The organism is Micromonospora psammae, from assembly GCF_036902725.1.
Lineage (GTDB): Bacteria > Actinomycetota > Actinomycetes > Mycobacteriales > Micromonosporaceae > Micromonospora.
In genome coordinates, this window is sequence record NZ_JBAKHM010000004.1 from 64,126 (window position 1) to 86,893 (window position 22,768).

The 22,768-nt window shown below is 72.8% G+C and carries 19 protein-coding genes; 11 read left to right on the forward strand and 8 right to left on the reverse strand.

Features of this window, described 5'->3' with window-relative positions:
* Positions 1–199: 199 nt before the first annotated feature.
* A complete protein-coding gene (locus tag V6U79_RS08825; protein ID WP_334521874.1) occupies positions 200–1,240 on the forward strand; it encodes a LacI family DNA-binding transcriptional regulator in 1,041 nt (346 codons plus the stop codon).
* Positions 1,241–1,263: 23 nt separating this feature from the next.
* Positions 1,264–1,422, forward strand: coding sequence for a hypothetical protein (locus V6U79_RS08830; protein WP_334521877.1), 159 nt, complete (start codon positions 1,264–1,266; stop codon positions 1,420–1,422).
* A 159-nt stretch (positions 1,423–1,581) separates the two neighbouring features.
* Here V6U79_RS08830 and V6U79_RS08835 read toward each other — a convergent pair whose 3' ends face one another.
* Positions 1,582–2,862 carry a ThuA domain-containing protein gene (locus V6U79_RS08835; RefSeq protein ID WP_334614192.1) on the reverse strand — a complete coding sequence of 427 codons (1,281 nt, stop codon included), beginning with the start codon at positions 2,860–2,862 and terminating at the stop codon, positions 1,582–1,584.
* A 313-nt stretch (positions 2,863–3,175) separates the two neighbouring features.
* Between V6U79_RS08835 and V6U79_RS08840 the strand changes: the two genes are divergently transcribed.
* Positions 3,176–6,508, forward strand: a complete 3,333-nt coding sequence (locus tag V6U79_RS08840; protein WP_334614193.1) for a S8 family serine peptidase — start codon at positions 3,176–3,178, stop codon at positions 6,506–6,508.
* A 43-nt stretch (positions 6,509–6,551) separates the two neighbouring features.
* Here the strand turns inward: V6U79_RS08840 and V6U79_RS08845 are convergent, their stop codons facing one another.
* The 5 genes from V6U79_RS08845 to V6U79_RS08865 form a co-directional block, all read right to left on the reverse strand.
* Complete coding sequence (locus V6U79_RS08845) at positions 6,552–9,356, reverse strand: AfsR/SARP family transcriptional regulator (RefSeq protein ID WP_334614195.1); 2,805 nt, start codon at positions 9,354–9,356, stop codon at positions 6,552–6,554.
* A gap of 138 nt (positions 9,357–9,494) precedes the next feature.
* The gene (locus V6U79_RS08850) at positions 9,495–9,974 is read right to left on the reverse strand and encodes a sigma-70 family RNA polymerase sigma factor (RefSeq protein WP_334521889.1); all 480 of its coding nucleotides are present in this window, start codon (positions 9,972–9,974) and stop codon (positions 9,495–9,497) included.
* Positions 9,975–10,133: 159 nt separating this feature from the next.
* Positions 10,134–12,947, reverse strand: a complete 2,814-nt coding sequence (locus V6U79_RS08855) for an AfsR/SARP family transcriptional regulator (protein ID WP_334521892.1) — start codon at positions 12,945–12,947, stop codon at positions 10,134–10,136.
* A 338-nt stretch (positions 12,948–13,285) separates the two neighbouring features.
* A complete protein-coding gene (locus V6U79_RS08860) occupies positions 13,286–14,041 on the reverse strand; it encodes a formylglycine-generating enzyme family protein (RefSeq protein WP_334521895.1) in 756 nt (251 codons plus the stop codon).
* Positions 14,042–14,102: 61 nt separating this feature from the next.
* Complete coding sequence (locus tag V6U79_RS08865) at positions 14,103–15,494, reverse strand: MFS transporter (protein ID WP_334521898.1); 1,392 nt, start codon at positions 15,492–15,494, stop codon at positions 14,103–14,105.
* Between the two features lie 212 nt (positions 15,495–15,706).
* Here V6U79_RS08865 and V6U79_RS08870 point away from each other — a divergent pair, with 212 nt between their 5' ends.
* The 3 genes from V6U79_RS08870 to V6U79_RS08880 are packed head-to-tail and all read left to right on the forward strand — an operon-like array spanning position 15,707 to position 18,617.
* Positions 15,707–17,287 (forward strand): PQQ-dependent sugar dehydrogenase, encoded by a 1,581-nt coding sequence (locus V6U79_RS08870; protein ID WP_334521901.1) that lies wholly within the window; start codon positions 15,707–15,709, stop codon positions 17,285–17,287.
* Complete coding sequence (locus V6U79_RS08875; protein ID WP_334521904.1) at positions 17,284–17,850, forward strand: hypothetical protein; 567 nt, start codon at positions 17,284–17,286, stop codon at positions 17,848–17,850. The genes V6U79_RS08870 and V6U79_RS08875 overlap by 4 nt, the downstream gene beginning before the upstream one ends.
* Positions 17,847–18,617: a TVP38/TMEM64 family protein gene (locus V6U79_RS08880; RefSeq protein ID WP_334521907.1), complete on the forward strand. Its 771-nt coding sequence runs from the start codon at positions 17,847–17,849 to the stop codon at positions 18,615–18,617. The genes V6U79_RS08875 and V6U79_RS08880 overlap by 4 nt, the downstream gene beginning before the upstream one ends.
* Positions 18,618–18,856: 239 nt before the next feature.
* Here V6U79_RS08880 and V6U79_RS08885 read toward each other — a convergent pair whose 3' ends face one another.
* Positions 18,857–19,342: a MarR family winged helix-turn-helix transcriptional regulator gene (locus V6U79_RS08885; RefSeq protein ID WP_334521910.1), complete on the reverse strand. Its 486-nt coding sequence runs from the start codon at positions 19,340–19,342 to the stop codon at positions 18,857–18,859.
* A gap of 107 nt (positions 19,343–19,449) precedes the next feature.
* On the opposite strand from V6U79_RS08885, the gene V6U79_RS08890 reads away from it, so the two are divergent.
* From V6U79_RS08890 to V6U79_RS08905, 4 genes are read left to right on the forward strand one after another with little or no spacing between them, the layout of a single operon-like run.
* The gene (locus tag V6U79_RS08890) at positions 19,450–20,499 is read left to right on the forward strand and encodes an LLM class flavin-dependent oxidoreductase (RefSeq protein WP_334521913.1); all 1,050 of its coding nucleotides are present in this window, start codon (positions 19,450–19,452) and stop codon (positions 20,497–20,499) included.
* Positions 20,492–20,737, forward strand: coding sequence for a hypothetical protein (locus V6U79_RS08895; protein ID WP_334521915.1), 246 nt, complete (start codon positions 20,492–20,494; stop codon positions 20,735–20,737). Before V6U79_RS08890 ends, V6U79_RS08895 begins: the two co-directional genes overlap by 8 nt.
* A complete protein-coding gene (locus V6U79_RS08900; protein ID WP_334521918.1) occupies positions 20,730–21,026 on the forward strand; it encodes a GNAT family N-acetyltransferase in 297 nt (98 codons plus the stop codon). The genes V6U79_RS08895 and V6U79_RS08900 overlap by 8 nt, the downstream gene beginning before the upstream one ends.
* Positions 21,023–21,469 carry a (4Fe-4S)-binding protein gene (locus V6U79_RS08905; RefSeq protein WP_334521921.1) on the forward strand — a complete coding sequence of 149 codons (447 nt, stop codon included), beginning with the start codon at positions 21,023–21,025 and terminating at the stop codon, positions 21,467–21,469. The genes V6U79_RS08900 and V6U79_RS08905 overlap by 4 nt, the downstream gene beginning before the upstream one ends.
* 81 nt (positions 21,470–21,550) lie before the next feature.
* Here the strand turns inward: V6U79_RS08905 and V6U79_RS08910 are convergent, their stop codons facing one another.
* On the reverse strand, positions 21,551–21,937 hold the full coding sequence (locus V6U79_RS08910) for an alpha-galactosidase (protein WP_334614197.1): 387 nt from the start codon (positions 21,935–21,937) through the stop codon (positions 21,551–21,553).
* Positions 21,938–22,093: 156 nt separating this feature from the next.
* Between V6U79_RS08910 and V6U79_RS08915 the strand changes: the two genes are divergently transcribed.
* Positions 22,094–22,717 (forward strand): GntR family transcriptional regulator, encoded by a 624-nt coding sequence (locus V6U79_RS08915; protein WP_334521924.1) that lies wholly within the window; start codon positions 22,094–22,096, stop codon positions 22,715–22,717.
* The last annotated feature ends 51 nt before the right edge of the window (positions 22,718–22,768 follow it).

Below are 22,768 nucleotides of genomic sequence, written 5' to 3' on the forward strand. Positions count from 1 at the left end.
GGCATCCCCGACTCCGGCCCACCGCGCGGAATCCCGCGCGGTGGGCCGCTGGCGCGTGACCCGGGCCGGCGTCCCGTCGGCCCGCCGGACATCGACGTGCGTTATCGCCTCGTTACCGACGCAACCGTTGCGCAACCCTCTCACGCCGATCGATACTCCGAATCAACACGAGTTGGCAATTCGAGTTGATAGGACGCCAATGGCCAACCGAAGTGATGTCGCGCGTCTCGCCGGCACGTCCGCCAGCGTCGTCAGTTACGTGCTCAACGACGGCCCCCGCGGCGTCGCCCCGGCCACCCGGGAACGCGTCCTGGCCGCCATCGCCGAACTCGGATACCGCCCCAACGCGGTGGCCCGGTCGCTGCGGACGAGCCGGACCATGACCCTCGGGCTGGTCATCCCGGACAACTCGAACCTGTTCTTCGCCGAGCTGGCCCGCAGCATCGAGGAGGTCGGCTTCGAACACGGGTACACCATCCTGCTGGGCAACGCGATGGACGACGACGAGCGGGAGGCCCGTTACGTGCGGGCGCTGCTGGACCGGCAGGTCGACGGGCTGATCCTGGTACCCGCGCACGGCGCGCGCACCTGGACCGCGGAACTCTCCCAGACACCGGTTCCCCGGTTGGTCCTGGACCGGGAGATCGCCATCCCGCACGCCACCCACGTGCTGGTGGACAACGAGGCGGGCGCCTACGAGGCGACCACCCACCTGCTGGAGCACGGGCACCGACGCATCGGATGCGTGGCCGGCATGGCCGACATGCACCCCACCGTGGACCGGGTCGCGGGCTGGCGCCGGGCCGGGGCCGAGGGCGGCCTGGACCCGGCCGGCTCGCCGCTGATCCATGTGCCGTTCGGACGTGCCCACGGCTACCGGGCCGGCCGCCAACTGCTGACCGCCCCCAACCCCCCGGAGGCGCTCTTCGTCACCAGCGACGAGCAGGCCATCGGAGTGCTGCGCGCCGCCGCCGAACTGGGCGTGCGGGTACCGGAAGACCTGGCCCTGTGCTCCTTCGACGGCATCGGAGCGAGCGCGTACACCGTGCCGGCGTTGAGCACGATGCGCCAGCCCTTCGAGGAGCTGGGCCGGGCCGCCGTGGAGTGGATGGTGCGGCGGGTGGCGGAGCCGTCCACCCCGGTCGCCCGGATCGTGCTGCGATCCAGCCTGATCGCCCGGGGTTCGTGCGGATGCCCGGACCCGGCCGGCGGGGACCACGGCATCGACGGTCCGGCGTAGACGCCGGCAGCACCGCGCGGCTGATGGTCGTGGGCAGTCTCAACATGGATCTCTGCGTGCGGGTGCCGCGGCTGCCGCAGCTCGGCGAGACGGTCACCGGCGAGGCGCTCGGGGTGCTCAGCAACGGCCTGTTGCTGATGGGGGTCTCCGACTTCCAGCGGGCCATGATCACCGGGGCGTGATCATCGTCGCCGTCGTGCTCGACGCCTACCGCCGCCGGCTCTCCCTGCGGTTGTCCGCCAACTGAGACCACGGCGGCACCTCCCAGCGGCCGTGCTCGCTGCCTCCCCGGCAACGAGGAGACAGGGGGTCACGCCCCCTGCCTCCTCACGGCCGCGTGGTTACCGCGCCTGGAGCCGGAACGACTGGGCGGCGGTGCCGTTGCAGGTGTACTGCACCAGCTGGACACCGTCGGCGGTGGAGGCGCCCGGCACGTCCAGGCACTTGCCGCTGAGCCGGTTGACCAGGCGGTAGTAGCCGTTGCCCTCCGGGACCGGCTGCCACTGCTGGTTGCCGCCACCGCCGTAGGCCCAGAGCTGGACCGGTGCGTTGTCGGCGGTGGACACGTTTGTCACGTCGAGCGCCTGGGCGCTGTTGTTGCGGTTGTTCACCCGGGTGAAGCCGCTACTGGTGGGCTGGAACTGGTACTGCTGGGCGAAGGTCGCGTTGCAGGCGTACTGCTGGATCGCGGTGCCGTTCGCGGTGCCGGCGGCGCGGGCGTCGACGCACTTTCCGCTGCCCCGGTTGGCCAGGCTGTACCAGGAGGTCGAGGAGATCGGATCGGAGGGCGGGGGAGTGGTGGCACCACCGCCGAGCCAGAGCAGCCCGTCGATGACGAAGCGGTTCTGCACCTCGCTGGCGAACGTGGACGACAACGGCACGTCCCTGGCGTAGTCCATGGCGTTGTGGCCGAAGTTCGCGTACAGCATCTTGTAGCTGGTGTTCGTCCACATGATCGGGTAGTAGCCGCTGTACCAGGTCTGGTTCGGATCGGTGCCGAGCGGGAAGCTGCTGGGGTCGACCGACGCCAGGATGTTGATGGCCGGGTTGGTCCGCAGGTCGCGGCTCCAGCTGTACCACTCGCTCACCGAGGAGGTGAAGGTGGCGGGCAGCCGGACGGTGGAGGGGTGGGTGCGGTTCTCGACCCGCAGGGTGGCGGTGGTGGGTCCCCAGGTGTTGGTCCGGAACGCGCCGGTGCCGAGGAACTGGTTGTGGTACCAGTCCCAGCCGCCGGGGTTGGTGGTGAAGGCGGAGACGTGGAAGCCGAGCCAGCCGCCACCGCCGCGCATGTACTGCTCGAACGCGGGGCGCTGGGCGACCGGCGGCAGGTCGTCCAGGAAGATCACCACCTGGTACTGGGCCAGGTTGGCGGTGTTCAGCTGGCTCCAGTCGTTGGTCGCCGTGTAGGAGAAGTTGTGCTGTGCGGCGATCTGCGGGAACCACTGGTTGGCTTCCCGGACGAAGCTGATGTGGGCCTGGTCGTGGTTGCCGTTGTAGAAGGCGATGACCTTGAAGGCCGGGGCCGCGTGGGCGGGCTGGGCGAAGCCGGTCACCAGCACCAGGCAGAGTGTGAGGAAGTGGACCACCCTGCGGGCCACGGTGCGATGGGTACGGGCGATCATGCTGCGTCCTCCCGGTTGTCGTCGCGCTGATGGGGGTGTCGAGGCACGACGGTCGGCGACACCCTGTCTCCCGACCGAGCTAATTGAAACTAATCTTTACAATAGTTGCGCCGGAGCCGGGTGGATAGCTCTGATCTCCGCCCTGCGGAGCCTGAGGGTGATCGTGAGCTGGCCGCCTTGGAGGCTCGGCGGACCCGACATGCGGGCCCCGCATCACTTCGGCCGACGTGATCCAGGTCACATTGGGTGAACTTTCACCCGCCGCTCACGTCCAGGACACCTGGATAGCTCTCGCGTTCATCCAGGGAGAATGATGCGTTCAGTTCGCAAGATATCGGCGCTGGCACTGCTGGTGCTGGGCGTCTCGGCGGTGGCGCCGGGCGGTCTGCCGGCGTCGGCGCAGCCCCAGGCCGCGCAGCCGACGACCAAACCCAAGGTCGCGTCCAAGCCCCGGACGGTCACTCTGCTCACCGGCGACACCGTCCACGTCAGCACCGTGAACGGCCAGACCGCGGTCGACGTCGTGCCGGGCAAGGGGCGGGAGCGGATCCCGTTCCTCACCCACAGCGCCGGCGAGGACGTACGGGTCATCCCCGCCGACGCCGTCGGCCTGCTCAACCGGGGCAAGCTCGACGAGCGGCTCTTCGACATCTCGACGCTTGTCGACTTCGGCTACGACGACACCCGGTCCACCCTGCCGCTCATCGTCCAGCACAGCAGCAGCGCCGCCCCCGCCGCCCTCGCCGGCGCCCGGACCACCCGGAAGCTCTCCGGGGCGAGCGCCGTCGCGGAGAACCGCGCGGAGGCGGTGTCCTTCTGGAACAACCTCACCTCCACGGCGAACGGCACCGAGCGGCGACTGCGGGCCGGGTTCGACAAGGTCTGGCTCGATGGACTGCGCAAGCCCACCCTCGACGTCAGCGTCCCGCTGACCGGCGCGCCGAAGGCCTGGCAGGCCGGCTGGACGGGAACGGGGGTGAAGGTCGGCGTGGTGGACACCGGCGTCGACCTGACCCACCCCGACCTGGCCGGCCACGTCGCCGCCGCGGAGAACTTCACCGCCGAGCCGGACGCCCTCGACCGGGTCGGCCACGGCACCCATGTCGCCTCCACCATCGCCGGCAGCGGGGCCGCGTCGCAGGGCAGTCACAAGGGCGTGGCGCCCGGGGCGACCCTCTACAGCGCCAAGGTCTGCATGCGGGAGGGCTGCCCGGAGTCGGCGATCCTGGCCGGCATGACCTGGGCGGCGGAGCAGGGCGTCAAGGTCGTCAACATGAGCCTCGGCGGCCCGGACAGCCCGGGGACCGACCCGATCGAGGCGGCCCTGACCGACCTCACGCACCGCCACGGCGTGCTCTTCGTCGTCTCGGCGGGCAACGAGGGCCTGGCCGGCGAGTCCACGGTGAGCTCACCCGGCGGCGTGGACGAGGCGCTGACCGTGGGCGCCGTGAGCAAGACGGGCGAGCTGGCCGAGTTCTCCAGCCGGGGTCCGCGCGCGGGCGACGCCGGCATCAAGCCGGACATCACCGCCCCCGGCGTCGGCATCGTCGCCGCCCGCAGCTCGGCCTCCCAGCTGTGGCCGGCCGAAAACCCGCAGTACGCCAGCATGGACGGCACCTCGATGGCGGCTCCGCACGTGGCCGGTGCGGCGGCGATCCTGGCCCAGCAGCACCCGGACTGGACGCCTGAGCGGATCAAGTCCACGCTGATGGCCGCCGCGCAGCCGAGCGCCACCATCGGTGTCTACGAGCAGGGCGCCGGCTTCCTCGACGTGGCCCGGGCGATCCAGCAGAGCGTCACGGCGAGCCCGGTCAGCGTCGCCTTCGAGCGGACCGCCACCGCGCAGCAGCGCACGATCACGTACGCGAACAGCGGCTCCTCCGCCGTCACCCTGGCTGTCTCCCTCGACGCCAGGGACGCCGAGGGAGCCCCGGCGCCGGCCGGCCTGTTCAGCCTCAGCGCCTCCTCCGTGACGGTCCCGGCCGGCGGCACGGCCACCGTGACCGTGAACGTGCAGTCCGGCGCCGGCCTGCCCGAGCGCTACTTCGGCGGTACGGTGACCGCCACCGGCGGCGGCGCGCAGGTGCAGACCCCGGTCGCGCTCGACATCGCCCGCAGCAGGTTGACCCTCAAGCTCGTCGGGCCGGACGGCGGTGCGCCGACGGCCGAGCAGGGCTGGGTGACCGTCCTGACCGACCTGGACCGGCAGACCATCCTGGTGCTCAACGACCCCAAGGCCAGCACGTACCGGGTCCGGGCGGGCCGCTACCTGGTGCAGACCTACCTGTTCACCGGCGACTCCCTCAGCCACATCACTACGATGGTGCGCCCGAGCCTGGACCTGACCACGGACCAGGCGCTCACCATGGACGCCCGCCTGGCGAAGCCGATCGCGGTGTCGGTGCCGAACGCGAAGGCCACCGCCGTCCACCAGGAGTTCGGCTGGACGATCCGGACCGAGCAGCCGCAGATCTGGGGCAGCAACGACCCGTACGGCGCGGTGATGGGCGTCCCCTTCGAGCACCTGCGGACCGCGCAGATCGGGGCCGGCGAGACCCCCGGCTTCGTCTCCTACGTCCACGGCATGTGGGGCCAGGTGACCCAGGACAACACCCTGCACAACAGCCCGTACGCCTACCGGGTCTACCTGTACGAGCCGAAGAAGATGATGACCGGGCTGACCCGCAGGCTGCGTGCGGGCGACTTCGCCACGGTCCGCTCCCGGATCAGTGCGGACGTGGCCGGCGTGCCGGTGTCGCGGACCGCGGTCGCGCACGCGCCCGGCAACTCGCCGGTCTACCGGGCCGGGCACGATCTCCAGCCGGCCTTCACCTACGACGTGCCGAACACCATCACCGAGTACTACCACCAGGACAAGCAGGCGGTGTGGCAGTCGACCTCGTACCAGCAGCGGTACACGTACTACGAGTCGGCATGGACCAGCTTCCAGCCCGGGCGCACGTACGACGTGAAGTGGGCCAACGGGGTGGTCGGGCCGGTCTTCCCCGAGCCGAACTTCGGCCAGCAGTACGCCACCCGCTACTGGGGTGACACAATTGGCGGGCCGGGTCCGCTGCACGGCGACGGCAGCGGCCACATGGGCATCCGGCACGAGCGCAACGGCAGCGTGCAGGTGAGCCTCTACCGCAACGGGGTCAACCTCGGCGACAAGACCGAGGCCCGCTCGCTGTGGCAGGTGCCTGCGGAGGAAGGTGACTACCGGCTGACCGCGACCTACCGCAGCGATCCGGAGTTCACCCTTTCGACGGTGGTCGACGCGGAGTGGACCTTCAAGTCCGGGCACGTGGCCGACGGCGAACTGGTGAAGCTGCCGATGACGGCGATCCGGTACAGCCCGGAGCTCGACATCGACAACCGGGCGCCGGCCGACCGGCTGTTCGCGATCCCGGTCTCGCTCGACCGTCAGGTCGGTGCGGCGCCGGGCCGGACCAGGACCTTGTCCGTCGAGGCGTCCTTCGACGACGGCAAGACCTGGCAGCCGCTGACCGTGAAGCGGTCCGGCGAGAAGGCGGTCGCCTGGGTGCGCAACCCGGCCGGCAGCGGCTTCGTCTCGCTGCGCGCCGCGGCGACGGACACCAGCGGTAACACGGTCAAGCAGACCGTCATCCGCGCCTACCGGTACTGACGGTGGGACCCGGACGCGGCGCCCACCGGCGTCGCGTCCGGGGTCACCGGTGCCAGCGCAGCCGGTCGCGGATCTGCCGGGCCAGCGGGGAGTCCGTCCCGTCGAGTTCGGCGAGGGCCTCGCTCCACGCCTGCCCGGCCTGGGTCGGGTCGCCGTTGGCGGAGTGGAAGTCGCCGATGGAGACCAGTACCTCGGCGGTGTGGTGGGTGGCCCCGGCGGCGCGGAAGGTGTCGATCGCCTGCTGCCAGCTCGCCAACGCGTGCGGCAGGTCGTCGATCATCGAGTACGTGTGCGCCAGCCAGGCCTGGGTGGTGCCCACCCCGTGCAGGTCGCCGAGGGCCTCGAACTGCCGCCGCGCCTCGACGAACATGCCCAGTGCCTCGGCGTGCCGGCCGAGCCGGCCCTGCGCCCGCGCGATGGCCAGCAGGGCGGTGGTGGCACCCCGGACATTGCCCTCGCTGCGGAAGAGCGCCCGCGCGGCCTCGGCGTGCCGGACCGCCTCGCGGTAGCGCCGCTGATCCAACCGGATCTCGGCGATGTTGTTCTCCACGTGGCCCTGCTCGGTGCGTCGGCCCAGCCGGTCGAAGAGCGTCCGGGCCTGCTGCAGGTGCGACAACCCGCGGTCCAGATCGGCCAGGAAGTAGCAGGCGCCGGCGAGGCTGCGGTGCAGCAGGGCCTGGGCGGCGGGGTCGTCCCCGGTCGCGGCGAGGGCGGCGTCCGCCGTTGCCGCCCACTGCCTGAACTGCGCGGTGTCCTGGAAGAAGTTCTGCATCGCCAACGCGATCTGCCAGGCCGTACCGGGCCGGCGGCGTTCGTGGGCCCGCGCGACGATGTCGGTCAGTACCCGCTGCTCGGCGGCGAACCAGGCCATCGCCTCGGCCCGGCCGGTGAAGCCGCGCCCGGTGACCCCGCGCCCGGACGGCTCCGGCTCCGGCAGCGGCACCTGCGGTTGCAGGGGCAGCTGCGCCGCGTACGCACTGAGCTGGTAGAAGTCGTAGATTCGCTCGACGGCCGCGTCCCGCTCGGCCGCGTCGTCGTGTTCCTCCCCGAGTTCCACGGCGTAGGCGCGCAGCAGATCATGCATCCGCCACCGGCCGCTGTCGGGCTGGACCAGCAGCTGCGCCCCGAGCTCGGCGAGCAAACCGCGGGCGGCGCGCAGGGACAGGCCGCCGAGGGCGGCCGCCGCCTCCGTGCTCAGCTCCCCGGTCGGGTGCAGGGGCAGCAGCCGGAACAGTCGGGCCGCCCCGGGAGTCAGGGCCCGGTAGGACCAGGAGAAGATCGCCTCCAGATCGGCGTGCGCGTCCCCGAAGCCGGTCAGCCGGCCGTCGGCCTCGGCCAGCTCACGGGCGACCGCGGGCAGGCTGAGCCCGGGTCGGCCGACGCCGCGGGTGGCGACCAGCGCCAGGGCCAGCGGCAGCCGGCCGCACCGCGCGATGATCTCGTCGACGGCGGCCGGATCGGCGGCCGCCGCGTCGCCGAGCCGGCGGGTGAGCAGCTCGCGAGCCTCGGCGTCGGTCAGCAGGTCGAGGTGCAGCGGGTGGGCGCCCGCCGGGCCGGCCGCACCGGTGATCCGGCGGCGGCTGGTGGCGATGACGAGACTTCCTCCGGTGCCGGGCAGCAGGTGCCGGATCTGGTCCCAGTCGCGGCAGTTGTCGAGCAGGATCAGCATCCGGCGCTCGGCCAGGATGCTGCGGTAGAGGCCGGCCTGGGCGTGCAGCTCGGCCGGGATCGCCGCCGGCGCGACCCCGAGGGACCAGAGAAAGCCGCGCAGCGCCTCCGCCGGTGTCATCGCCGAGTCGCCGGAGTCGAAACCGCGCAGGTCCGCGTGCAACTGCCCATCGGGGTAACGCGGGGCCAGCTGATGGGCCAGGTGCACCGCGACTGTGGTCTTCCCGACGCCGGGCATCCCGTCGATGACCAGCGCGGTGGTCCGGTCCCCGGCCAGCAGCGCCCTCGCGGTGGCCAGGACGCCGCGGCGACCGGTGAAGTAGGGGTGGTCGGCCGGCAACTGCGCCGGCGGCTCGGCCCGGGTCGGCTGTGACACCTCCAGCTCGGCGCGTCCGACGCCGCGCCGCGACCTGGCGTGGTCGGCCGGAGCGTCGTGGTCGAGCAGGGTGTCCCGGGCCGCGCGCAGTTCGACGCCCGGCTGGATGCCGAGTTCCTCGGCGAGCCGGTGCTCGATGTCGGCATAGGCCGCGAGGGCCTCGGTCCGCCGGCCGTCCGCGGCGAGCGCGAGCAGCAGCCGCGCCTGTAGCGCCTCGTCCAGCGGCTCGTATTCGGCGGCCCGCCGGATCGCGGGCAGCACCACGTGGACGCATCCGGCCCGCAGGGCGGCGTCGGTCGCCGCCCGGACGGCCGCGAACCGCTCGCCGTCGACGGCGACGAACTCCGGATGGGCCCGGCCGCCGGCCTGCAGGCCGGCGGCGCACCGGTCGCGCCACAGCGTCAGCGCCTCCCGGTACAGCTCGACGGCCGGCTCGCCGGAGCTGGCACCGGCCCGGGCGACCAGGCGCCGGAACCGCAGCAGGTCGAGCGACTGCCCGTCGATGCGCAGCCGGTACGCGGCGCCGTCGCGGATCAGCACCGAGCCCGGTGCCCGCGTCGGCAGGCCCGGCTCGAAGCGCCGCCGGAGCATCCCGACGTGCCGGTGCACCACATTGACCGCGCTGGGTGGGGGGTCGGACTCCCAGAGCAGGTCGACGAGCTCGGCGACGCTGACCGCGCCGCCGGCGCGGGCGAGCAGCAACGCCAGGAGCAGCCGCTGCTGCCGGGTGCCCAGGTCGATCTCGGACTGGCCGCGCCAGGCCCGCACCGGGCCGAGAACGGCGAAGGAGAGCGGGCTGGTCATGCTGCTGCGATCCGTGCTGGGCTGGTTGCCACGATCGCGTCAGCATGGCAAAGCCTCAAGGCGTCAGGCGGGCGCGCGTTGGAGCAATGTGATCTTCGACGCAGCAGACGGCTCGGCGGCCGGTGGACTCGTCCCTGCTCAGGCCGCCATCAGGCCGGTGCGCAGGGCGCGCAGCGCATGGTGGGTCCGGGACTTCACCGTGCCGATCGGCACTCCCAGCCGGCCCGCGACCTCCTTCGGTGACCTGCCCACCAGGTAGACCTCGGAGAGGAGACTGCGCTGCGCCGGGGTCAGCCGGCCGAGCGCGTGCCGCATGGCGTGCGCCGCGAGCGCGCTGCCGATGGTGTCGTCACCAGCGGGAATCCAGGTCATGTCGACGAGGTGGACCTCGGCCGGGCGGCCCCGCCGCAGCCGGACCCCGTCGATGACGAGCCGCCGGGCGACGGTGCAGAGCCACCGGCGGGCGGCATCGGGCTCGGCCGGCACCGAGTCGAGGTGCCGCCACGCCCGCAGCATCGTCTCCTGGAGCAGATCCTCGGCGGCCTGCCGCTGGCCGCGGGTCAGCACCAGCAGGAGACGCAGCACGGCACGGGCGTGGTCCGCATGCAGCGCGGTCATGCGCTCGGTCCGGCCGTCCGGTGATTCGTCGGGTGCCCGCAGCACCATATTTCCCCCACAGGCAGGAGCAACGGTGATTGAGGCAGGAGCCTAGGGGCGGCCGATGCGAATGGACTGACGCGGAAGTGAGAATCGAGTGCCGTCGCCGATCGCGACCGGTCACGGACCCGACGTGACCGCCGCGAGCAGGTCGGTCAGCCGCCGGCCGGTCCGGGTCTGCGGGTACGGGATCAGGGCCAGCGCCTCCTGCCACGCCCGCACCGCGGCGCCCTGGTCGCCGCCGGCGGCGAGGGCGTCGCCGAGCAGCGCCAGCACCTCCGCCGCGGGCGCCGACGCCGAGGCCTCCTGGTAGGCGACGGCCGCCTCGCGCCAGCAGTCGACCGCCTTGTCACGCTCCCGGCGGGCGGCATGCACCTGGCCGAGCACCTCCCAGGCCTCGGCGATGCCCAGCCCGTCCCGCGCTCCGCGCGACAGCGCCATGGCCTGCTCGGCGCAGCGCACGGCCTCTTCCCCCCGGCCCAGCTCGGCGTGGCTCGCGGCCATGATCACCAGGGCGCTCGCGAGCAGTTTGTCGTCTCCGGCCGCCAGAGCCGGCCCCAGCGCCGCGGGCAGCGTCCGGACGACCTCCTCGTGTCGCCCCTGGGCGCGCCGGATCATCGCCCGGTTGATCCGGGCCCGGGTCACCTCGTCGTGCAGGCCGAGCCGGGCGAGCAGCTCGACTGCCCGGTCGAGGTGCCCGATCGCGCTCTCGTGCTCGCCTCGGAAGTAGGCCGCCCCGGCCAGGCTGCGGTGCATCCGGGCCTGCCCGACCAGGTCGCCGCCCGCCCGGGCGGCCTCGAGGGCCACCTCGCCGGTCGTCGTCCAGTCGGCCCACCGGCCGCTGCGTTCGAAGAAGTGCTGCATGCTCAGGGCGAGCTGCCAGGCCTCGGTGTGCCGGCCCTGCCGGGCGGCCCGGCCGACCAGCGCGATGAGGACCTGCCGCTCGGCGGTGAACCAGCGCATGGCGTCGCCGTGGCCGGCGAAGCGCAGCGGGGTCTCGCCCGGCCCCGGCTCGATCATCGGGTGGTACCCGGCGTGGGCCAGCAGCCGCCGGTGCGCCTGATAGCCGGTGGCCCGGTAGAACTCCAGGCAGCGCAGCTCCGCGGCGGCGCGCTCGGCCGGGCTGTCGTTCTCCTCACCGAGCTCCGTGGCGTAGGCCAGCAGCAGGTCGTGGGTGCGGTAGCGGCCCGGCAGGTCCTCGCTGATCAGGTGGGCGCGGCTCAGCTCGCCGAGCAGCGCCCGCCCGCTGCGCGGCGGGACGCCGGCCAGGCACGCCGCCCCGGCGATCGAGACGTCGGGGCCGGGATGGATCGGCAGCAGCCGGAAGAGGCGGGCGGCCGGGGCGGAGAGTGCCTGGTAGGACCAGGAGAAGACGGCACGCAGCCCGGTCTGCGGGTCGTCGCCGTCGAAGCCGTCCAAGCTGCCCGGCGCTCGGGTCAGCTCGGTGGCGATCTGCGCCGGTGGCATCCGCGGCAGGCTCGCCCCGCGGGCGGCCACCACGGCCAGCGCGAGCGGCAGCCGTCCGCAGCTGGCGATGATGGCGTCGATCGCGGCCGGGTCCGCCGCGACCCGGCCGGCGCCGAGCGGTCCCAGCAGCGCCGCGCGGGCCTCGTCGACGCTCGGCAGGCCGACCGGCAACGGGTGGGCGCCGGCCGTGGTCAGCAGGGCGCTGAGCCGGCTGCGGCTGGTGACGATCACCAGGCAGCCGGGGCTGCCCGGCAGCAGGTGCCGGATCTGCTCGGTGTCCCGGCAGTTGTCGAGCACGATCAGCAGGCGCCGGCCGGCGAGGCTGCTGCGGTACAGGCCCGCCTGGGCGTGTAGTTCGGCGGGGATGCCCTCCTGGGGAACCCCGAGCGAGCCGAGGAAACCGCGCAGCGCCTCGGCCGGGCTCATCGCCGGTTCCCGCCCGTCGTATCCGCGCAGGTCGACGTAGAGCTGCCCGTCCGGGTAGTCGGCGGCGAACTGGTGGGCGAGATGGACGGCGAGGGCGGTCTTGCCGATCCCGGGCATGCCGTCGATCGCGAGCACCGCCGGCCCGTCCGGGCGCGCGACCGCCGCGCGGGCCTCGGCGATGAGGTCGTCCCGGCCGCTGAAGAAGGGCAGGTCCGGCGGCAGCTGCGCGGGCCGGGGGAGTGGCGAATCGGTGCGCGCCGGCTGGGTGCGCTGGTGCAGCAGCCGGTCGTACGCCTCCCGCAGTTCTTCGCCCGGATCGATGCCCAGGTCGTCGGCGAGCCGGCGGCGCACCACCCGGTACGTCTCGACGGCTTCGGCCTGACGGCCGTCGGCGGCGAGCGCCAGCAGCAACCGGCTCTGCAGCGACTCATCGAGCGGGTGTTGCTCGGCGGCCTGCCGCAACGGCGCCAGCACCGCGCTCAGCCGGCCGCAGCGCTCGGCGGCGTCGGCCGCCTCGCGCACGGCCTGGGCGCGTTCGGCCTCCACGGCGAGGAACGCGGGATGCAGGCGGGAGGCCGGTTCCAGGCCCGCGGCGCAGCGGCCGCGCCACAGCCGCAGCCCGTCGAGGGAATGCCGGAGCGCCGACTCCGCGTCGCCGTCCTGCAGGCGCCGGCCGGCCAGCCGGCTCAGCGACCGGAACCTCAGCAGGTCAAGGGAGTCCTCGTCGGCGCGCAGCCGATAGCCCGAGATCTCCCGGAGGATGTGCCGGCCCGCCGAGCGGGCGGGCAGGTCGGGCTCGAGCAGCCGCCGGAGCACCCCGACGTGCCGGTGCACGACGTTCGCGGCGCTGGCCGGGGCGTCCACGCCCCAGAGCAGCTCGACCAGCTCGGCCAGGGAGACCGGTGCACCGGACCGGGCCAGCAGCAACGCGAGCACCAGGCGTTGCTGGCGGGCGCCCAGCTGCAGCTCGGCACCGGCGCGGACGACCCTGATCGGGCCGAGCACCGAGAAACCGATCGTGTCGCCCGCCTCCGCCCGCACGCCGGCAACGGTATCCGGTCGGTCAGCGGGCGGATCGCTTCGCCGGGGGGAGGACGCTGGTCACCGCGGCGCACGGGGTCCGTCCCGGGTGCGGCGGCGTGGATCGCCCCCGCGCTGCGCGAGGCCGTCGCGAAGGAACGTACCGGCACCGGACGGGGCCGCCCGGCCACTCTGGCCGAGCTGCCCGCGTCGCTGACCGCCAGGTCCGTCGAGCCCGGCGACCCGGAGTACGAGCTGCGCGACAGCTGCAGCTGGCACGGTTCGCCGGTCTGGTGATCCGCCCGCAGGACGCCTGTCGTACGCGGACGCAGAACGTGGCGGACCCGCTGAGACGGCTTTCAGCGGGGTGGCAGTGGGGCGACCGGGCGAACCGCCGTGAAGTCGGCGTGCTCGTACCGGGTGGCGGAGAGCAGCAGCAGCCACTCGTCGCAGCCCTGCCACGGGTGGACGTCGGCAGCTCCGCCACGTACGGTCCGGGGTCCGTCGCCGGTCCGTGGGCGTTCGTCGGCCGGCGCGCCCGCGAACCCGGGAATCCACACGTCGGCGCAGAGCTCGTTCGCCGACCCCATCGCCGCCAGCCCGAACGCGTTCTCCCCGGCAGCCGTCCGCGTCTCGTCGGCGAAGTCGTCGAGCAGTTGGTCCTCGCCGGGTTTCCCGTCACCGCGGAAGGTCAGCGTGGTGGTGCCGGCCCGGGCCGCGTACTCCCACTGCGCCTCGCTGGGCAGCCGGAACGGCAACAGCTCGAGCAGGTCGTCCAGGTCGTCTTCGAGCCGGGCCGTGCCGCTGTCCGCCTCGGCGTACTCGTCCTCGTACTCGGGCAGCCAGTGCCGGACCTGCGCCACCGTCAGCGGGTGCCGGGCGATCAGGAACGGCTCGACCCGCACCTCGCGTACCGGCTGTGCGTCCCAAGCCTCGGCGAGGAACGGCTCGATGGTGTCCTCGACCCCGCCGCTGCGCTCGATGGCGCGTACCGCCTCCAGCTCCGCGTCGGACAGGCCCATCCGGAACGTGCCGCCCGGAACCTCCCGGAACACCACGCCCGACGGGGTGTGCCGCCACGCCGGGCGCCCGGCCACGAGGTCCTCGATCCACATGGCGCCGAACGCTAGCAGCCCGGACGCCGGGCGGTCCGTCCCGACGGCGCCGCGGCAGTGGTCACGATCCCATCGAGGTGCGGCGCGTGGCCCGCCGGCTGCTCCGTGCGCTTCGCCGTCGACCGTCCGGCCGCGGGCAGGCGGGTCGCCGCCGCCGGCGTGCGGCGCGCGCCCGGTTGGTTGCCGGCGGAGCCTCGTCGCTCATCGGCCGCCGCGCCAGTTCCTCCAGCTCACGTGCGTGGCGAAGGGGTGACAGCAGCAGCGGGACCGGTGCGAGGGTGAGCCCGGCGCCGATGACGAGCAGGGCGGCCCGGACGCCGAGCGCGTCACCGAGCACGCCGCCGAGCAGGCCCCCGAGTGGCATCGCGCCCATGACCAGGAGACGCATGCTGGCGTTGATCCGGCACAGCAACCGGACGGGCACGACCGTCTGCCGGTAGGTGACCTGGGTGATCCCGTAGACGACCTGGCCGATCCCGCTGCCGGCAAGGCCGGCGACGAGGAGGACGGCGCCCCAGCCGGGGCCGGTCAGTGGGACCAGCAGGTTCGCCGGGCTGGTCACCACCAGGGACAGCCAGATGATCCGGGCCGACCCGACGCGGCGGGCCAACCGGGTGGCCGTGGCGGCGCCGAGCAGCGCGGCGGCCGGGGCGGCGGACAGCAGCATGCCGGCGACGCCGGGCGCGAAGCCCACGGTGTCGACCACGAACAGGACGAGCAGCGCCGTGGCGGCGGTGAAGAGGAGGTTCGACAGGGCACTGGTGGCGGCGATCGCGCGCAGGACGGGATGGGTCAGCACGAAGCGCAGCCCCTCGCGGGCGTCCGGCACCATGCGGGAGCGGCCGGTCCGCCGCGGCGCCCGCTCGCGGGTCCGGATCCGCGCGAGGCAGGCGGCGCTGAGCAGGAAGCTCACCGCGTCGACCAGCAGCGTGTTCGTGGCGCCGACCAGTTGGGTGAGCCACCCGCCGAGGCTGGGACCGGCGACCTGCCCGGAGGAGCGGACCGTCTCCACGGCCGAGTTGCCCCGGAGGAGGTGCCGGCGGCCCAGCACCATCGGCAGGTAGGACTGGTGGCCGATGTCGAACAGCACCCGCATGACGGCCATGACCGCGGCCGTCGTGATCAACAGCGACAGGCTGAGCCAGGACAGCGCGGCCGCGACGGTGAGGGTCACCAGCGCGGCGCACCGGACGAGGTCGGTGGCGATCAGGACCGGTCGTAGCCGCCGCCGGTCCAGCCAGACCCCGGCCGGCACTGCCAGCAGCAGGAACGCGCCGTTCTGCACGGCCACGAGCACGCCCAGCTGCCACGGCGTGGCGTCCAGGAGCAGGACGGCGATCAGAGGGAAGGCGAATGTGGTGACGTCGGTGCCCAGTTGGGTCACGGTCTGGCCGGCGACCAGGAGCCGGAAGTCTTGGGAACGCCAGGGCCCGTCCTGCCGCCGAGTGGTCATCTGCGCCCTTCGCACCAGCCGAGGAGTTCGGTGCCGCGGCGCCGACGCCATGTTGGCGGCGGCAGGCCACGGGTGTGTGCGAAGGGGCGACGCGATGCGTCCTCCCCGATTGCGAGGCTAGCCGAAGGGGCGCGTCACCGTCGCGATACCGGGGACCGTACCGATCCGCTGGCGAACGACCCTCCGTCCGCCCTGCGGCGGGATCGCCGACGGTGAGCCGGAGCGGCCGCGACGTCGGCTTTCACCCGTTGGAGGGGATTGGCGGCGGGGGACCGGGGAACAGGTGCGCGGCCACAGCCCGGCGGACGCCGAGCCTCGATCCACTTGTAGGGACTGCCATGACCTCATTGATCCCGCTGACGGTGAGCGTGGCGGCGCCCGAGGCGCTGAGCGAGCTTCCGACACCCGCGCGTGCGCGGGTCGACCCGGCAGACGTCGTGGTGCCGGACGGCTACCGCGTGGAGGTGGTGCTCGTCGGCCTGTCGATGCCCTGCGGCATGGGGTTCGCCGACGATGGCACCCTGTTCGTGCTCGAGGGCGGTAGTACCTGGCCCACCCGCCCTTATCTACCCGCGCGGATCCTGCGGCTGGACCCCACCGGTCACCTGGACGTCGTCTCCGAGGAGACCCTTGGCGGGCCGCGGCACGTCGCCGTGCACGACGGCGCGCTGCTCGTGTCGTGCAAGGGCGGACGCCACGCCCGGATCGACCGGATCGACCTCGCCACAGGTGACCGCCAGGTGGTCATCGACGGACTGCCCAACGGCGGCTGGCACGAGCCCGGCGGGCCGGTGTTCGGCCCCGACGGTCTGATGTATTTCGCGCAGGGGTCGGTGTCCCAGCAGGGCGTGATGCTGCCCCAGGGGTTTCAGGTCGACGTGGCACGACACATCGGCGTGCACGACGTGCCCGGTGAGGATGTCGAACTGACCGGCAACAACGTGCAGAGCTACGACCCCACCGGGCCGTACCCGTATCTGGTGGAGACCGGGCCGTTCAAGCCGTTCGGCACCCCCGCGCGCCGGGGCGAAGTGGTCCGTGGGGAGCTCAAGTGCAGCTCCGGGCTGTGGCGCGCGCAGCCCGACGGCAGTGAGATGGAGCTCGTGGCCTGGGGCCTGCGCAACCCCTACGGCATGGCGTTCGGGGAGGACGGCGAGCTGTACGTCTCCGACAACGACTTCGAGGAGACGGGCGATCGGGCGATCCGCGACGACCCGGATCGCATCTGGCGCATCGACGCCGCCCGCACGCCACACGGCTCGATCGACCGCCCCGCCTGGTACGGCTTTCCCGACATCTGCGGCGACGGGCTGCCCGCCTGGCACGAATCACACCTGCCCCGGCGCGGACGGCCGGCCGAGCCGCTGCTCGCGGACCCGCCGCCGTGGGCGGGACCCGCGGTGTTCCTCGAGAAACCGCACTCGGCGATGACCGGCCTGGACGTATCGCGCAGCGACGCCTTCGGCCACCGTGGGCGACTGTTCGTCTGCGAGTGGGGCACCCTCGCACCGATGAACTCGCCCGACCCGCGCGACCTCGAACACGGATTCCGCGTGCTGACGGTGGACCCCGCCGACGGCAGCAGCGAGCCGTTCCTGCGCAACGCCCGGCCCGGCCCGGCGTCGGCGCTGGGCACCGGCGGTGTCGAGCGACCGGTGGACGCCAAGTTCGCCCCCGACGGCAGCCTCTACGTGCTCGACTTCGGAGTCTCCCGCGTGCTGGAGAAGACGCAGATGTCCTACGGCCACACGGGTGTGCTGTGGCGCGTCGTGCGCGACGGGAGCGGGTCGTGAACCGCCCACTGCTGGTGGAACTCGACGACGCCACCGTCACCGCTCACCTGGACCGCGTGGCACCGTGGCTGGTCACCACGCGCACGCTGCAGTCGGCCTACCGCAAGATCCTGGAGGACACCGCCGACGCTGTCGGCGAGCCGCACATCCGGGGCTGGCTCCGCGAGATCGCGGCACCGGCTCGGCAGCACGAAGAAGCCGTCTCGGACCTGTACCGCGCGTTCGGCCGGACGGCGCCGGCAGCGGGTGGAGCGGCGGGCAAGCTGGTCCCCGTCGTCGCGACGGTGCTGGGCGCGGCCCGTGAGCTGGTCGGCGAGGCGGAGGGCCGGCTCGCGGGCGTACGAGGCTCGGCGTGGCGGCACATGCGGATGCTGCTGCTGAGCAACCTCGACGCGATCAACGGGTTCGCCGTGGCCGAGCAGCTCGGCCTGGCCCTGGGCCGTCCGGACGCCGTCGACATCGCCTTTCCGATCGTGGCCGAGAAGACCCGGCACCAACTGCTGATCCGCGAGTGCTACCTGGAGATGGCGGCGAACGCGATCCTGTACCGGCGGGATGTGTGAGCAGCGCGCGCCGCTGGGCGTACCCCGTCGTCCTCGCGGGGATACCCGCCGTGCTGGTGGTGGTCTTCCTGGTGGTGGAGGCGCTGGACGTGCCGGTGCTGACCGGTCCGACGCCGATGCCGCGGGAGGCGGGTCCGGCCGCGGCCGCCGCCGGGGTGGGGCTGCTGCTCGTCGACGTGGCGCTGCCCGTGCCATCCAGCCTGGTGATGACCGCCAATGGAGCGTTGTTCGGCGTGCTCGCCGGCACGCTGCTGTCCCTGATCGGCGGGCTCGGGGCCACGCTCGTCGCATTCGGCATCGGCGCCAACAGCCGCCACCTGATCGCACGCGCCACGACGCCGACGCAACACGCCCGCGCCGAGGCGCTGCTCCGGCGCTACGGGCTGATGGCGGTGCTGCTGACCCGACCGGTACCGGTGCTCGCCGAGACCGTCGCCCTGCTCGCCGGCACCTACCGACTCGGATGGCGCCGGGTCGCGCTGGCCGGCGCCGGGGGAGTGCTGCCGACCGCACTGGTCTGTGCGACGGCGGGGGCCGCGGCGCGGACCGCGCGGGGCGCCACCATCACGGTGGTGGTGCTGCTCGGCGTCGTGACGCTCGCCGGATGGCTGGTCCGGCGCAAGGCCGCCCCCGAGGCGTCGCGTCCTGCCGGGCGCTCGGCTGGATCAGCCGGCGAACCGCCATCGTGCCAGGACGACCGGGATCTGGATGGCCCGGGCGGTGGCCCCGGCAGCCGGAGCATCGGCGGTCATGTCTCGCGTCGTTGACCGGGCCCGGTAGGTCCGTCGCGGGCAGCGGGGCGGGTCGCGGATCGCCGACCATCTCGACCAGGTGCCCGGAGGCGACCGCTGGTGCGGTGCCACCGTCGGCGCTGGGCGCCGTCCGGGCCGGACGATGCCTCAGCCTCGGGCGGACCTGACCCGACGAGGCGTGGCGTACGCGGGCGGCCTGCACCCTCCCGCGTACGCCGGCCTTTCGTCGTACGCGGGAGGTCAGCCGCGGATCGTCACCGTGGGCGGGACGAGCCGAGATGCGCGCGGAGGCTCGCAGCCAACTCGCCTGCCGCGGTGAGTTGATCGGGCGTGAGCGCGTCGACGAAGATCTCGCGGATGGCGCGCAGGTGCGGGACCGTGGCGCCTTGGAACGCCTCGGCGCCGGCCGGGGCGAGCACGATCTCAGCTCCCCGGTTGTCGGAGACGCACTCCTGGCGGCTGATGAGCGCGCGCCGCTCCATGCGGCCGAGGTGGTGGGAGAGTCGGCTGCGCTCCCAGCCGATGACGGCCGCGAGCTCGGAGGAGCGCATCCGTCCCCCCTCGGCTTCGGTCAGAGCGAGGAGAACCACGTAGTCGCCGGGCGACAGCGAGGTCTCGCTCTGCAGCCGGGTGCTGATCTCGGCCTTCAGTACCTCCGCCGTCTCGATGAAGTCGCGCCAGATCCGCAGCTGCTCCGTGGTCGGGAGCTGGCGCCCCCGCCGCTGTGTGTTCTCCGTCATCCGTCCTCCAATTGACGTGTCAATCATATCGTGGGCATGATTGACACGTCAATCAGTCGGCGGGGCTGACCGCCGCACCGCCGGGACCGGAGCAGGAGGAGGAACCCATGACGGCCGAACGCTTCGAACTCGGACTCAACTCATTCGGGGAAGTGGCCACCGACGGCGATCGCGTCCTCAGCGACGCCGAGACCGTGCGGCTGATCGTCGAGGAGGCGCGACTCGCGGAGTCGGTTGGCCTGGACGTGTTCAGCGTGGGCGAGCACTACCGCGAGGGCCACAACGACTCCGCCACGCCCGTGCTGCTCGCGGCGATCGCGACGGCGACCGAGCGGATCAAGCTCGGCACCGCGGTCACGGTGCTCAGCACGAACGACCCGGTACGGCTCTACCACGAGTTCTCGACCCTCGACGCGGTGTCGAACGGCCGCGCCCAGCTCGTCCTCGGACGCGCCTCGGCGACCGAGTCGTTCCCGCTGTTCGGCTACGACCTGACCGACTACCGGCGGTTGTTCGAGGAGAAGCTCGACCTGTTCATGCGGCTCCAGCGGGAGGACCCGGTCAGCTGGTCGGGCACCGTCCGTAGCCCGCTGGTCGAGCAGCGGCTGCATCCCCGGATGCAGCCGGGAGGCATCCCCACCTGGATCGGCGTGGGCGGCAGCCCGAACTCCGTGATCCGCGCCGCCCGCTACGGGCTTCCTCTCATGCTCGCGATCATCGGCGGGCGCCCGCAACGGTTCGCGGGCCACATCGACCTCTACCACCGCGCGCTCGCACAGTTCGGGCACTCCGCGCGGCCGATCGGGCAGCACTCGCTCGGACTGATCGCCGACACGGACGACGAGGCCGCGGAGACCTGGTGGCGCTACTGGGAGCCGGTCATGCAGCAGGCCGCCCGGGAGCGCGGTTTCCACAAGCCGACCCGCGAACGGTACGCGGCCGAGATCGACTCCGGGGCGCTCTTCGTGGGCTCGCCCGAGACGGTCGCTCAGAAGATCGCCCAGGTGGCCCGCGACCTGCGGCTCAGCCGCTTCGACCTCAAGTACGACATCATGCACCTGCCCCGCCAGGCCCGCGCCCGCACCATCGAGCTGCTCGGCCGTGAGGTCGCACCGCGGGTGCGGGAACTACTCACCCAGGAGCCCGCCAATGCCTGATCTCGGGTGGGGCCTCGACACCTTCGGTGACGTGCCGCAGGACGACTCCGGTACACCGACCTCCCATGCCGCCGCCATCCCGCAGGTCGTCGACGAGCCAATTCAGGTGTTCCAGCGCTTCGGCGCCGAGACGCCGGGCTTCGGAACGAACGGCACCGGCATGAAGGTGGCGCAGCACGGACGACCGCTCCGGGTGCACCTGGCGGGGCCGATCAACCAGGAGGCGGAGAGTGAGTGACGTGGACATGATCGTCATCCGGAACAATCCGGAACTGGACAGGTACGAGGTGCTGGTTGACGGCACTTTCGCCGGCGCCTCCGAGTATCGGCTCGTCGGCGACCGGGTGGTGTTCACCCACACCGAGGTGAACGTCGCCTACCAGGGGCGCGGACTGGGTTCGCGGCTGGTCGGAGCGGCGCTTGACGACGTGCGACGGCAGGGCCGGTTCGTCACCCCGCTCTGCCCGCTCGTCGCCTCCTACATCCGCCGTCATCCCGAGTACGCCGACCTGGTGAGGTTCCCGTGACCGAGCCGGCCGCGCACGACCCCTTCGAGGACGGGAAGCGGTACTCCGGCCCGGAGATCCTGGTCAGCTTCGACGCTCGCCGGTGCCGGCACGCCCGCGAGTGCGTCCGGGGTCTACCGCAGGTGTTCGACGTCGGACGACGCCCCTGGATCCTGCCCGGGGCCGCACCGGGAGACGAGGTCGCGACCGTCATCCGGCGGTGCCCGACCGGAGCTCTGCAGTACCGGCCGACAACCGGTGCCGACACCGAGCAACCTGATCCGGTGACGACCGTACGAGCGGTGCCCGGTGGTCCCCTCCTCCTGCGAGGCGACCTGCGGGTGCGGACGGACCAGCCCGACGAGGGTGTCGGAATGCGCCGCGAAACTCGGATGGCGGCCTGCGCCTGCGGTGCCACCGGGCTCGCTCCGTACTGCGACGGATCGTGTGGCGTGGATCTCTAGTCCCCTGCCAGGAGTTTCGGTACCCGGTCCGCGGATCAGTTGGTGGGCACCGGAGCTTCCGACCCGGGGCGAGGCGGCGCGTCACCTGAACGCCGGAGCGCCGCCGTCAACTGGGCGGTCGCGTGTTCCAACCACAGGGCCGCGAGCATCTCGTGGCCGGGTGGACGCCGTCGGGGGCGAGGCCGGCGGCGTCGCCGACGGCGTTGAGGGCCGTGTCCGCCGGGACGAGTCCGGATGTCGCTGGGCGAGCTCCGAGTCGAGGTTGATCATCTCGGGCTCGAACCAGCGCCCGAACTGCATGCCGTGGGAGCGCACGACCTCGACGAACGGGCCGAGGCCGTCCGGCCACACGTCGCCGCCCAGCGGTGGCTGGGACATCACGGCCACGGTGACCGTGGCCGTGCAGTTGTGGGCCGGCGCCAACACGATCGAGATCGACAGCACGACGCCGGTCTGCTCACCCGACATCGACAGGATCGAGGTGCGCTGACCGTACGGTAGGCGTGGCTCGCACGGGGGCCGGAGCGGCGCCGCCGCTCCGGCCCCGCCGTCCCGGCTCCCGTCGCGCCCCGGGGTGGCCTGCGTATTGTCTGAGTAGCCACCAAACCTCCCGAGGAGTGACCCATGGCCCCGCCCGTCGTCCACTCGCTGCCTCGGCAGATCCGCGAGTACATCGTCGAGGGGATCGTCGGCGGGCGTTGGAAGCCGGGGGAGCGGATCGTGGAACGGCGGATCGCGGTGGAGCTGGAGGTCAGCCAGACACCCATCCGGGAGGCGCTGCGCGAGTTGGAGGCGCTGCGACTGATCGAGTCCGCACCCAACAAGGGCGTACGGGTACGGAATCTCTCCGCCGCCGACCTGGAGGAGATCTATCCCGTGCGGGCCGGCCTGGAGCAGGTCGCCGCCGCGCTCGCCGCGCCACGGCTCAACGATGACGTCTCCGTCCTGGAGCCCGAGGTCGCCGCGCTCCGCGAGGCCGACCGCAGGAGTGACGCCGCGGCCCAGGTACGCCACACGGTCGCCTTCCACCGGGAACTGGTGCGCGCGTCCGGGAACAGCGTGCTGCTGCACACCTGGGAGTCGCTCGGCATCGAGGTGTGGACCACCCTCGCCATCCGGTGGCTCGGCACCCGCCAGCAGTCGTACGCGGAGGAGCACGAGGCCATCGTCGAGGCCTTCCGGCGGCGGGATCCGCGGGTCGACGAGTTGGTCAAGGAGCACGTGCTCGGCTGCGCCCCTCAGGTCTGATTCCGCGACTGAGACGCCACTTACACCACCAGCGCGGACGCCCTTGGCAAA

Bases quoted from the DNA above. Each gene is read 5' to 3' on its own strand.
- V6U79_RS08915 (WP_334521924.1), top strand. From the start codon at position 22,094: ATGGCCCCGCCCGTCGTCCACTCGCTGCCTCGGCAGATCCGCGAGTAC.
- V6U79_RS08865 (WP_334521898.1), bottom strand. From the start codon at position 15,494: ATGACCACTCGGCGGCAGGACGGGCCCTGGCGTTCCCAAGACTTCCGG.
- V6U79_RS08850 (WP_334521889.1), bottom strand. From the start codon at position 9,974: ATGACCGCGCTGCATGCGGACCACGCCCGTGCCGTGCTGCGTCTCCTG.
- V6U79_RS08885 (WP_334521910.1), bottom strand. From the start codon at position 19,342: ATGACGGAGAACACACAGCGGCGGGGGCGCCAGCTCCCGACCACGGAG.
- V6U79_RS08895 (WP_334521915.1), top strand. From the start codon at position 20,492: ATGCCTGATCTCGGGTGGGGCCTCGACACCTTCGGTGACGTGCCGCAG.
- V6U79_RS08830 (WP_334521877.1), top strand. From the start codon at position 1,264: ATGGTCGTGGGCAGTCTCAACATGGATCTCTGCGTGCGGGTGCCGCGG.
- V6U79_RS08845 (WP_334614195.1), bottom strand. From the start codon at position 9,356: ATGACCAGCCCGCTCTCCTTCGCCGTTCTCGGCCCGGTGCGGGCCTGG.
- V6U79_RS08835 (WP_334614192.1), bottom strand. From the start codon at position 2,862: ATGATCGCCCGTACCCATCGCACCGTGGCCCGCAGGGTGGTCCACTTC.
- V6U79_RS08860 (WP_334521895.1), bottom strand. From the start codon at position 14,041: ATGTGGATCGAGGACCTCGTGGCCGGGCGCCCGGCGTGGCGGCACACC.
- V6U79_RS08825 (WP_334521874.1), top strand. From the start codon at position 200: ATGGCCAACCGAAGTGATGTCGCGCGTCTCGCCGGCACGTCCGCCAGC.
- V6U79_RS08890 (WP_334521913.1), top strand. From the start codon at position 19,450: ATGACGGCCGAACGCTTCGAACTCGGACTCAACTCATTCGGGGAAGTG.
- V6U79_RS08840 (WP_334614193.1), top strand. From the start codon at position 3,176: ATGCGTTCAGTTCGCAAGATATCGGCGCTGGCACTGCTGGTGCTGGGC.
- V6U79_RS08910 (WP_334614197.1), bottom strand. From the start codon at position 21,937: ATGTCGGGTGAGCAGACCGGCGTCGTGCTGTCGATCTCGATCGTGTTG.